We start from the raw sequence: 9,616 nt of genomic DNA on the forward strand, positions 1-9,616 counted from the left end.
ATCACACCCTCCGGCCGCACATACGCCGTACCAGCGTTCACACCGGGCTGACCGGGCCGCAGGAGACGGACCGTTGGACCGTCCACCTCCCGGGCGCGGGGCATGTTCCCCAACGGCACCCGGGCGCGACCCACCACGGGGGCCGGGCGGCGGCGGGTTGCGAGATGCAACTTGCCGGCCAAACGAGTCAACAGGTTCATGTCGGGCTCCCCTCGAAGGGACGGTCAGGGATGAGAAACGGCCGCAGGCAGCGAGGTGCCCGCCGCCGTGGTGGTGGTGGTGTCGTTCTTGCGGTTGATCGACGCCCAGTCAGGGCGGTCACCGGTGTCAGGCAGCAGCCGGTCGTCGTCGGCCCACCGCGACCCGTGGGCGGACTCCCACCACTGGGAGCGCTCGTCCTCCAAAGCGGCGATCCGGGCGTCTTTGCGCTCACCCTCAGCGCGCAGGTCGGTGATCTCGGCACGCAAACGCAGCACCACCGTTCGCCGATCCGCGCGGGTGCGGCGACCAAACAGCCACGCCAGCACCGGGGTTTGCGCCACCCACACCGCGACGATCGCCTGCACCACCGCCGCCTGCGGATCCCAATACAGGTCCAACACCGCCGACCCGGCCAGCAGCACCGCCACCGTCGCGGCCACCAAGAACACGCCCGCGGCCAAGGCGACAGCAGCCACGCGGGCGAGACGGCGACTCACGACCGCCCCCGGGCACGCAGCCGCATCGTCGCCGCCGGATCCCGCAACACCGACGGCTCTGCAACCTCCGCGACCGTCGGCAACTGCTCACGGGTCAACGGGTTGACGCAGTGCAGCCGGTTCGGGGTGTGCAGCCACCGCGACGGTGCGACCTTCCCGTCAACGCGCAGACGGACAACCGGTTCCGCGCAGTTCGCGCACGGACCGCCGCACTCGTAGCGGGCGCCCAACGGCGGCTTCGACAACTGGCGGGTCACCGGGCACCGTCCTCGGCGGGCACGATCTCCACCCGGCGCCGACCCGACCGCACCGACTCCTCAACCGCGAACCGGTCACGCAACCGCTCGGCCGCCTGGGCGTCACCCGGACCGAACGGCACCACCACCGGCCCAGACGCGCGCTCAATACGCAACACCCCGGTCACCGCACCTCACCGCCCGACAACGCGAGCAGCGCCGACACCAACACCGCAGCGGCCACCAGCCAGCAGGCGGCAATCCACCACCACTGGCGGCGCGACTCCAGCCGGCGCGACTCCTCACGGGATGCGCTGGACTCCGCCATCGACGGCACCGAGTCACGGAAACGGGCGGTCACGACGCCACCTCAAGTAGCCCAGCCGAACGCAGAAGCTCCCCGAACGCGTAAGCCGCCTGCTGCGGCACCACGCCGTTACCAAGGCACTTGAGCGCCCCATTGCGGGGAACGTGGCCCGTCCCCCAGCCCGCCGGCAGGCCCATCAACCACTCGACGAACAGGGGCGACAGCCGAGGCTGACCCTTCGTGCCGGGTTCGGTCGGGCTCGGTGCCTGCCTGCCCGTGACCAACTCCCAGCGAGCAATCGCCGACGCGTACGGGCCCCACTGGCCAGGGGTGCTGGCGGAACCGCCTGTGCCCCGCTGGTTCGGGCCACCTTTGGTCCCGTCGGTGGCACGCGGGGTCGGCAGCAGGGCTACCCCGTTTGCTCCAACCCCAGCAGCACCTGCGACAGCGGCGGACGGAACCCTTCCGATGCCCGACGCCCCGGTGTGCCCGTGTCCGACGCCCTGGGCGTCGGCAGCAGGCCAGGCTGCGATGAAGACCCGCTTCCGCCGGTGCGGTGCCCCGACGTCTGACGCGGGAACAGTGATCCATTCCGCATCGAACCCGAGGGCGGCAAGGTCTGCGAGTACGGCTCCGAGTGCCCGCACCACAAGGTCAGCCGGGATGTCTCCCAAACACCACGGGCAGGGTTCCACGTCGCTATCGGATCGGCCACTGAGCAGTCCCTCCACGTTCTCAAGGAGCACCAAGCGCGGCTTGAGCACGCCAATGCCGTAAGCGATGTGCGACCAGATGCCCGTGCGGGTGCCCGGCTTGAGCCCGGCACGCTTGCCCGCCGCGGACACGTCCGTGCACGGGAACCCGGCAATCAGGACGTCAACTCGCGGCAGGGTGGCCCAGTCGACGGCGGTGAGGTCACCGAGGTTGGGCACGTTCGGCCAGTGCGCGGCACACGCCTGGGCGGCGTACTGCTGAACAGGCTTTCCGCTGGTCGTGGTGGCCGGGTCGAACTCGGCGTACCACAGGCGCTCCATCGGCCCGAACAGCATTTCGGCGGCCATCTCCAACCCGCCGTAGCCCTTACACAGGGCGCCGGAGGTGAGCATCAGACGTTCACCTCGTGACGGACCGGCGACACCAGGGCGTCCTCTCGCCACGTCTGCTCTGCGGACGGGTTCCGGTAGGTGACCGTCGCGTCCACGCACCCGCCGTACGGGCAGCCGTGCTGCGGCACCGGGTGGGCGAGGGTGTGCGCCACCTCATCCACGGACGTACCGGCGAGGCCGGCGACCAGCGGCACCGTCCACGCCTGCGAATCTGACGAGCCGGGCAGAACGCGGGCCGTGTCGTCCGTTCGGACGATGGTGTGCTGTACTAGTGGAGTCATCAAGTCCGATGTCCTCTCATCCAGGTATCGGGTTGTGGTGACAGAGCGACGAACGCCTACCGGTGGGCCCCGGTGGGCGTTCAGCTCTTTCAGGGGGAGTGGAAGCTGTCGCCTGCCGTGACTTCGCAGGTCACGGCTTCGCGCGCCCACCCGGCTATGGGGGCGGCAAGGCCGGGCGTCGGCACCTCACCCGACGGGAGGATGCGGGTGGTCTTCGCGGCGACCCGCGCGTCGAGCACGTCGTAGGCGCGCTCGCGGGTGGGCGTCCACGTCGGGAACTGGTCACCCATGTCGACGACCCAGCCGCCGGACAGGGCCAGGCGGGCGGTGCCGGCGGGGTGGCTGATCGTAGTGGCGCTCATGCGGCCCGCCGTTCGGGCGCTGTCGGCGCGGACTCGGGCGCCGCGTGCTGGCGGTCCTTCGCAAGCACCAGCCGCAGGCGGTCGATCTGCTCGGCGACCAGTTCGGGGGCGGCTTCGGCGGTGGCCTGGACGATCCAGGCGGGGACCGTCACTGCTCGCCCCGCTGGAATGCCTCGGCGAGCGGCCAGCCGATGAGGTCGCAGAAGTCGGCGGCCTGGTTGAGGCTGATCGGGTAGTTGCCGCTCAGAAGGCGGAAGAAGCTGCGCCGGGAGATGCCCATGTGCTGAGCCACCTCTTCGTACTTGGTGAAGCCGAGCACTGTTTTCGCTTGGTTGGCGGCTGCCTTGGTCAGCCGGTAGCCAGTGCCAAGGTCTGCACTTGACTCACGGGTAAGGGTGCCGTTCATGACACCTAGCTTGCCAGGTGCCACGTATGGCACGCAAGAGTTGACGCGAGGTAAGTCAAATCGTCTTTATCGATGTATGGTGAGCGGTGCGTGTTCATGTTTGTGCGGGAGAGGCGGCCAACATGACGGGGCGGGCTGGGGGCCACGTGCGGCACGTAGGGGAGAGGGTGCTCAGGAGTGCCACATCGGGCACTTATGGTTGCGGCGTGCCAGTCAGCCAAGACGACCTAAAGCGACTCGCCACCCTCATCAAGGATGGGCGAGCAGCAGCCGGATGGCGGCAAGAAGACCTCGCCGACGCAACCGGCATCGGCCTGCGCACACTCAAGCGCTACGAGAACGCCCAAAGCGACAAACCCGACCGCGAACACCTCATCGCGATCTTCCAAGTGCTCAACCTGGACCGTCGGGAACTCGCCGCCATCCTCGGCATCCTCAGCCGCGACGAACTCGCCCTGCCTCCCGAGCCGGCGCGCATCATCAGCGCCCGCACACAAGAACTACTCGACCTGATCGAAAACCCCGACCTGCCCGACCACGAACGCGAGGCGTACACCGAGATGCTTCGCGCACGCCTGCGGGGTCGACGCCAGCGAGCCAGCAACCCCGAGACGCGCCGCGACGCCCAAGGCACCGGCTAAAGAACCACGCCATTGCGGCGCCACACCTGGCCCCACGTCTGCGAATCGCCCTGCCAGCGTGACTCGGCGAGCCGCTGATACGACCACCGGCCAGCCTTTCCGACCTGCGATAACACAACTTCCGCCAACGTCATGATCACGAGGCGGCGTTCACCCACCGGATAGTCCGTCCACCTGTCCGCCAGATCGTGCGGGTCGTAGCCACGCAAGGTCGCCGGGGTCTGCAACTGGCGCACCCTCGCGTCAGCGGCCTCGATCTGCGGGCGCAACTTGCGCGCTGCGGCCATCAGGAAATCCAGACCCTCACCGTCGGGCTGCGACGCTGCGTCCTCCAACTCGGCCAGCCGCTTCTTCAACGCCGCCAGATCGGCCCGCGCCTGATCCAACCCGGGGCCGCCCGTTATCGGCGTAAACGCGGCGGCGGCATCCGGCATTCGCAGGCGGGCCCTGATGAACTCGTCGACAACGTCGTCCATCTCCCGCACCCCCGCCGACACGGCCATGCAACCGCGGTGCAGGCACTGGTAGCGATGCCGGCCGTTCGCCTTCTTGGGCCGCAACGGCCGCCGACACACCCCGCACAGGGCTGCCCCGCTCAACTGGTAGGCAAGTGACGCGTCAGCGTGGTTGAGGCGGCCTGGCTGTTCCAGCATCGCCCGCAGTTGGCTTGCCGTCTCCGAATCGAGGATGGCGGGCCATGCGCCCGTGGTTGCCAGCTTGTCTCGGTGGATGCGATGCCCCTCGTAGCCGGGGTTGCGGAGCATCCTGTTGATGTGCCCTCCGGTCCACCTGCCCTCACCGGATGGGGTGGGTACCCCGGCGTCGTTCAACAGGATCGCCTGCCGCTGCAAGGGAATGCCTGCGAGGGTGTCTGCGGCGAGCCGTCGGACGATCCGGGCTTCGTCCTCGTTAATGACCTGCTTCACGGTTCGGCGCTTATGCCCGGATGCCGTGACGCTGTCACTGGTGGGTGCGCCATAGACCCGCGCGTACCCGTAGAGCAGGGGGCCCGGGGGTCGCCCTTGGTGGGCGGCGTCGTCGATGCCTTCCCTCACGCGGGCCCGCAGCTTCTCAATTTCACCTTCGGCTGCCACGCCTTCTTTGAGCAGGAACTCGCGGTCGCGCCATCGGCGGGGGTCGTAGGTGGCCGGATCTTCGTCGCCGAAGATGCGGATGAACACTCCGAGGTCTCGGCAGAGATCCAGGAAAGCCACCCACGGGCCCATCTGCCGGTCGGCCCGTGTCACCTCCCACAGGGAGATCATTTTGCAGTGTCGTGAGCGGATGTGGTCTAGCAGTTCTGCGTAGTCGGGCCGTTCTTTGCGCCCGTACCGACTGGCGGAGAAGTTCGGGTCCACGAACACGCGGCCAGGTTGGACGCCGAGGTCGAGGCAGTCGGCCAGCCATCGTCGCTTTTGGCGGGCGACACTGCGGCCTTGGTCGGATGAGCTTTTGCGGGCGTAGAGGTCGGCTACATCCACGGCCGATGCGGGCAGCAGCATGCACGACAGCCTATTCGCGGAAACCCCTCATGTCAGCACGCACTTTCGCGCACGGGCACGGGTTGGCGGCCAGCACCAGCTGCGTCCGGGCCGGGTACTCGGTGCCGCCACCGCTGCGGCTGAGCTGGATGCGGCCGTGCTCCAGCGGCTGGCGCAGCGCCTCCAACGCGCCCTTGCTGAACTCGGGGGCCTCGTCGAGGAAGAGCACCCCGCGGTGGGCGAGCGACACCGCGCCGGGGCGGGCCAGCCCGGAACCGCCGCCGACGAGCGAAGGGACGGTCGCCGTGTGGTGCGGCGCCTGGAACGGCGGACGACGCAGGAGCCGACCACCCGGTGGCAGCAGCCCGGCGACCGAGTGCAGGGCGGTCACCTCCAGCGCCGCGTCGTCGTCCAGCTCCGGCAGGAGCGACGGCAACCGCTCGGCCAGCATGGTCTTGCCGGCCCCCGGCGGGCCCAGCAACGCGAGGTGGTGCCCGCCCGCCGCGGCGACCTCCAACGCGCGCCGGCCCATCTGCTGTCCGGCGACCTCGGCGAGGTCGGGGCCGCCGGTGATCGGCGCCGGGGTGTCCGTCGGTGGCTCGATCAGCGGGCTGCCGTCACGGACGAAGGTGACCAGCCGGTGCAGCGTGTCCACCGCCCGTACCCGGACGCCGGGGATGACGGCGGCCTCGGCGGCGTTGTCGGTCGGCACGATCACGCGCTGGATACCCGCCCGTGCCGCCGCGACGACCATCGGCAGCACGCCGCGTACCGGCCGGACCGTCCCGTCCAGGCCCAGCTCGCCGAGGATCACCACGTTCTCCAGTGGCAGCAGTGGCAGCTCGCCGGAGCCGCCCAGCAGCGCGGCGGCGATGGCCAGGTCGAATGCCGAGCCGAACTTCGGCAGCGTCGCGGGCAGCAGGTTCAGCGTGATGCGCCGGTTGGGCCACCGTTGACCGGAGTTGACGACGGCGGCCCGGACCCGGTCGCGGGCCTCGTGCAGGGCGGTGTCCGGCAGGCCGGAGATCACCACCGCCGGCAGGCCGGCGGCGAGGTCCGCCTCGACCTCGACCAGGTGGCCGGTGACGCCGACCAACCCCACGCAGAGCACCTTCGCGTAGCTCATGACGCGTCCCCCGTTCGTCGGCGCATCTCAGAACGCGCCCTTGAGGTGGTCGACCCGCGCGGGACCGGTGTCGGGCAGACGTACCGACACCACGTCGAACCGCACCTCGTCGGCGCTCGTGCCGGTCTCGGCGAGCCAGCGTGCGGCGAGACCGCGCAGGCGGCGGGCCTTGGCGGGTACGACCGCCTCGGCCGGTGAGCCGAACGCGTCGCCCCGACGCGTCTTCACCTCGCAGAACGCGAGCACCGGCCCGTCCCAGGCGATGATGTCGATCTCGCCTTCCGGGCAGCGCCAGTTCCGGACGATCGGGCGTAGTCCCGCCTCGCTCAGGTGCCGGGCGGCGCACCGCTCGCCGTACGCGCCGACCGCCTGGTTCCGCTTCGTCATGGCCGCGACGGTGCCCCTCGGGGCACGAGGGCCGCGACCCCGAGAGCGCCCGCCTGTGGATGACGGTCGCTCTGTGGACGACCGGACGATCAAGCCCCTGCTGTGCTACGGCGCCAATTGGTGTCGATCAACCCGGCCGGGGCCAAATGGCGCGGGCCTGGCCCGTCGCATACGGTGCCTGACGTGGACGGACGACGGAGCTTTCCGGAAGATCAGGAGTCGCGCTGGTACCCCGACGAGCGGGGGCGCGGGTACGGCGAGCCCGAGTGGCGCGGCGCGGGTGAACCGCGATACCGCGACGGCGAGATCCCCGAGCAGCGCGGCGTCGAGGACGCCCGCTCCGTCGAGGACACCGGAGTCGGCCGACGCCGCGAGCCCGACCCGACCCGCCTGGGCGGCGCGTCAGAACCGGACTCGGGTCGTTTCGGCGCGGTGGACGCGGTCCGCTTCGGGGGTGCCCCGGAACCGGACTCCGGGCGGTTCGGTGTCGTCGACGCGCAGCCGGGGCGGTTGGGGGTCGGCGGGGCAGATTTCGGGCGTGCCCCCGATCCGCTGGGTGACGTCCGCACGGACGCGGACGGCTACCGGCCGACCCGCTCACGCAGGGCGGATCGGGACCCCTCGGAGATCTCCGGTGAGCTGCCCGGCCGCCGGGCCGCCCGAGAGCCACTGACCATGACGACGCCGGACACCGCCCGAGACGCCGGAACGGCCAGCGCCCGGGACGCCGGGCTGGTGACCGGCAGCAACGTCGGCCCGGCCCCCACCGCGGACGTCGGGCCGGCGGTCGCGCTGCTCGGTGGCCCCGGCCTGCCCGGGGAGCAGAGCCAGCCCGTCCCGCTGGCCGAGCAGAGCCGGCCCGCCCCGCTCGCCGGCTACCCGATCGTCGAGCCGACCCGGGGCGGCAGCGGGGAGCACCCGCATCCGTTGGATATGCCGACCGGCCCGATGCCGGGGATCGGCCCCCGCCCCGACCTGGGTGGGGGAGACGCGCCGGCGTACCCCCCGGCTCCGGACGGGGTCTACCGGACCCGCCGGCCGGCGTTGGCGGCCCTCTTCGCCCTGCTGACGTTGATCTTCGAGATCCCCGCGCTGCGGGTGTTGCTGGCCGGTGTGACGGGCGACCCGGTGGACGCGGGCAACGTCGTGGTGGGTATCTGCCTGGTCGCCGGGCTGCCGATCTTCGCAACCGGGCTGTACGGGCTCAGGACGGGCGGACTCGCGCTCTCCGACAGCGGCCGGGGTTGGCTGCGCCCTCCCACGGCGTACCTGACCGTCGGCCTGGTGCTCTTCGTCGCCGCGGCGCTCGCCGCCGGCTGACCCGCCGCCGTCCGCCCGGCGCGGCCGATGATCCACGCAACAACCAGGAAATAGTGGCCTCTGGTGACGCGGAGGCCACTATTTCCCGGAACTAGCGCGATCTTGTCCGGCGGCGCGGCACCCCGGCACGCCGAAACCGGGGAGGGGCGTACACTGGCCAACTGGCGACCGCCTCGCGCGGTCGACCTCGCGCGCCCTCTTCACGAATCGTCGTGTAGCGACGGCCTCCCTGGTCCCGATCTTGGTCGGGTCCACCATGGGCCGGCGACCAGGCGCCAGGACGCCCGGCCACCGGCCGGGCGTGACAACCAGGGATCTTGAGGAGTACCCACACCATGGCCGTCGTGACCATGCGTCAGCTGCTGGAGAGCGGTGTCCACTTCGGGCACCAGACCCGGCGCTGGAACCCGAAGATGAAGCGCTTCATCATGACCGAGCGCAACGGCATCTACATCATCGACCTGCGCCAGACTCTCGACTACATCGAGAAGGCGTACGAGTTCGTGCGTGGGACCGTCGCGGAGGGTGGCAGCATCCTCTTCGTCGGTACCAAGAAGCAGGCCCAGGAGGCCATCGCCGAGCAGGCGACCCGGGTCGGTCAGCCGTACGTCAACCACCGCTGGCTCGGTGGCATGCTGACCAACTTCCAGACGGTGTACAAGCGGCTCCAGCGGATGAAGGAGCTGGAGGCCCTTGGTGACCTGAGCGGCACCGCCGCCGGTTACACCAAGAAGGAGACCCTGCAGCTCTCCCGCGAGAAGATCAAGCTCACCCGCACGCTGGGTGGTCTGCGGGACATGCAGAAGCTGCCGGCCGCGGTCTGGATCGTCGACACCAAGAAGGAGCACATCGCCGTCGACGAGGCCCGCAAGCTGGGCATCCCGGTGATCGCCGTCCTCGACACCAACTGCGACCCGGACGAGGTCGACTTCCCGATCCCGGGCAACGACGACGCCATTCGCTCGGCCGAGCTGCTGACCAAGGTCGTCGCCGCCGCCGTCGCGGACGGTCTGATCGCGCGTTCCGGCCGTCGCCGGGGCAACGACGAGAAGCCCGAGGGTGTCGCGAGCGACGAGCCGCTGACCGAGTGGGAGCGCGAGCTGCTCGAGCCGAAGAAGGCTGACGAGTCGGCCGCCCCGGCCGAGCAGCCGGCCGCTGCCGCCGCCGAGCAGCCCGCCGCCACCGAGCAGCCGGCCGCCGCCGAGCAGCCGGCGCAGGCCGCCACCGAGCAGCCGGCGGCCGCCGCCGCGGAGTGATCGCATCGT

At 70.5% G+C, this 9,616-nt stretch carries 14 protein-coding genes and 1 pseudogene; 3 read left to right on the plus strand and 12 right to left on the minus strand.

What is annotated here, in order from left to right:
* Nucleotides 1-224: 224 nt before the first annotated feature.
* The 9 genes from ACQP03_RS08050 to ACQP03_RS08090 all read right to left on the minus strand — a co-directional run bounded on the left by ACQP03_RS08050 (nt 225) and on the right by ACQP03_RS08090 (nt 3,396).
* Nucleotides 225-677: a hypothetical protein gene (locus ACQP03_RS08050; RefSeq protein ID WP_433460749.1), complete on the minus strand. Its 453-nt coding sequence runs from the start codon at nt 675-677 to the stop codon at nt 225-227.
* Between the two features lie 17 nt (nt 678-694).
* Nucleotides 695-955 (minus strand): hypothetical protein, encoded by a 261-nt coding sequence (locus tag ACQP03_RS08055; RefSeq protein ID WP_433460750.1) that lies wholly within the window; start codon nt 953-955, stop codon nt 695-697.
* On the minus strand, nt 952-1,113 hold the full coding sequence (locus ACQP03_RS08060) for a hypothetical protein (RefSeq protein ID WP_433460751.1): 162 nt from the start codon (nt 1,111-1,113) through the stop codon (nt 952-954). Before ACQP03_RS08060 ends, ACQP03_RS08055 begins: the two co-directional genes overlap by 4 nt.
* 5 nt (nt 1,114-1,118) lie before the next feature.
* A complete protein-coding gene (locus ACQP03_RS08065; RefSeq protein ID WP_433460752.1) occupies nt 1,119-1,295 on the minus strand; it encodes a hypothetical protein in 177 nt (58 codons plus the stop codon).
* The gene (locus tag ACQP03_RS08070; RefSeq protein ID WP_433460753.1) at nt 1,292-2,347 is read right to left on the minus strand and encodes a DNA cytosine methyltransferase; all 1,056 of its coding nucleotides are present in this window, start codon (nt 2,345-2,347) and stop codon (nt 1,292-1,294) included. Before ACQP03_RS08070 ends, ACQP03_RS08065 begins: the two co-directional genes overlap by 4 nt.
* A complete protein-coding gene (locus ACQP03_RS08075; RefSeq protein WP_433460754.1) occupies nt 2,347-2,628 on the minus strand; it encodes a hypothetical protein in 282 nt (93 codons plus the stop codon). The genes ACQP03_RS08070 and ACQP03_RS08075 overlap by 1 nt, the downstream gene beginning before the upstream one ends.
* An 89-nt stretch (nt 2,629-2,717) precedes the next feature.
* A complete protein-coding gene (locus ACQP03_RS08080) occupies nt 2,718-2,990 on the minus strand; it encodes a hypothetical protein (RefSeq protein WP_433460755.1) in 273 nt (90 codons plus the stop codon).
* Entirely contained in the window at nt 2,987-3,142 is a 156-nt protein-coding gene (locus ACQP03_RS08085; protein ID WP_433460756.1) for a hypothetical protein, read from the minus strand. Before ACQP03_RS08085 ends, ACQP03_RS08080 begins: the two co-directional genes overlap by 4 nt.
* The gene (locus tag ACQP03_RS08090; protein WP_433460757.1) at nt 3,139-3,396 is read right to left on the minus strand and encodes a hypothetical protein; all 258 of its coding nucleotides are present in this window, start codon (nt 3,394-3,396) and stop codon (nt 3,139-3,141) included. The genes ACQP03_RS08085 and ACQP03_RS08090 overlap by 4 nt, the downstream gene beginning before the upstream one ends.
* A 206-nt stretch (nt 3,397-3,602) precedes the next feature.
* Between ACQP03_RS08090 and ACQP03_RS08095 the strand changes: the two genes are divergently transcribed.
* Nucleotides 3,603-4,037: a helix-turn-helix domain-containing protein gene (locus tag ACQP03_RS08095; protein WP_433460758.1), complete on the plus strand. Its 435-nt coding sequence runs from the start codon at nt 3,603-3,605 to the stop codon at nt 4,035-4,037.
* Here the strand turns inward: ACQP03_RS08095 and ACQP03_RS08100 are convergent.
* From ACQP03_RS08100 to ACQP03_RS08110, 3 genes and pseudogenes are all read right to left on the minus strand, one after another.
* Complete coding sequence (locus ACQP03_RS08100) at nt 4,034-5,539, minus strand: recombinase family protein (RefSeq protein WP_433460759.1); 1,506 nt, start codon at nt 5,537-5,539, stop codon at nt 4,034-4,036. The two genes, ACQP03_RS08095 and ACQP03_RS08100, sit on opposite strands and share 4 nt — an antisense overlap.
* 28 nt (nt 5,540-5,567) lie before the next feature.
* Nucleotides 5,568-6,644, minus strand: a pseudogene (locus ACQP03_RS08105) (YifB family Mg chelatase-like AAA ATPase); the annotation flags it as partial.
* Nucleotides 6,645-6,671: 27 nt separating this feature from the next.
* Nucleotides 6,672-7,031, minus strand: coding sequence for a YraN family protein (locus ACQP03_RS08110; protein ID WP_357173310.1), 360 nt, complete (start codon nt 7,029-7,031; stop codon nt 6,672-6,674).
* A 174-nt stretch (nt 7,032-7,205) separates the two neighbouring features.
* Here ACQP03_RS08110 and ACQP03_RS08115 point away from each other — a divergent pair, with 174 nt between their 5' ends.
* A complete protein-coding gene (locus tag ACQP03_RS08115; RefSeq protein ID WP_433460760.1) occupies nt 7,206-8,351 on the plus strand; it encodes a hypothetical protein in 1,146 nt (381 codons plus the stop codon).
* A 335-nt stretch (nt 8,352-8,686) separates the two neighbouring features.
* Nucleotides 8,687-9,607, plus strand: a complete 921-nt coding sequence (gene rpsB / locus ACQP03_RS08120; protein WP_357122240.1) for a 30S ribosomal protein S2 — start codon at nt 8,687-8,689, stop codon at nt 9,605-9,607.
* Nucleotides 9,608-9,616 lie beyond the last annotated feature (9 nt).

The organism is Micromonospora sp. CA-248212 (assembly GCF_050948405.1).
In the GTDB taxonomy this organism is placed as follows: Bacteria; Actinomycetota; Actinomycetes; order Mycobacteriales; family Micromonosporaceae; genus Micromonospora.

What these genes read in the sequence shown, in the direction of transcription:
- ACQP03_RS08070 (WP_433460753.1), bottom strand. Translation starts at nt 2,347, where the DNA reads ATGCTCACCTCCGGCGCCCTGTGTAAGGGCTACGGCGGGTTGGAGATG.
- ACQP03_RS08075 (WP_433460754.1), bottom strand. Translation starts at nt 2,628, where the DNA reads ATGACTCCACTAGTACAGCACACCATCGTCCGAACGGACGACACGGCC.
- ACQP03_RS08090 (WP_433460757.1), bottom strand. Translation starts at nt 3,396, where the DNA reads ATGAACGGCACCCTTACCCGTGAGTCAAGTGCAGACCTTGGCACTGGC.
- ACQP03_RS08100 (WP_433460759.1), bottom strand. Translation starts at nt 5,539, where the DNA reads ATGCTGCTGCCCGCATCGGCCGTGGATGTAGCCGACCTCTACGCCCGC.
- ACQP03_RS08110 (WP_357173310.1), bottom strand. Translation starts at nt 7,031, where the DNA reads ATGACGAAGCGGAACCAGGCGGTCGGCGCGTACGGCGAGCGGTGCGCC.
- rpsB (WP_357122240.1), top strand. Translation starts at nt 8,687, where the DNA reads ATGGCCGTCGTGACCATGCGTCAGCTGCTGGAGAGCGGTGTCCACTTC.
- ACQP03_RS08080 (WP_433460755.1), bottom strand. Translation starts at nt 2,990, where the DNA reads ATGAGCGCCACTACGATCAGCCACCCCGCCGGCACCGCCCGCCTGGCC.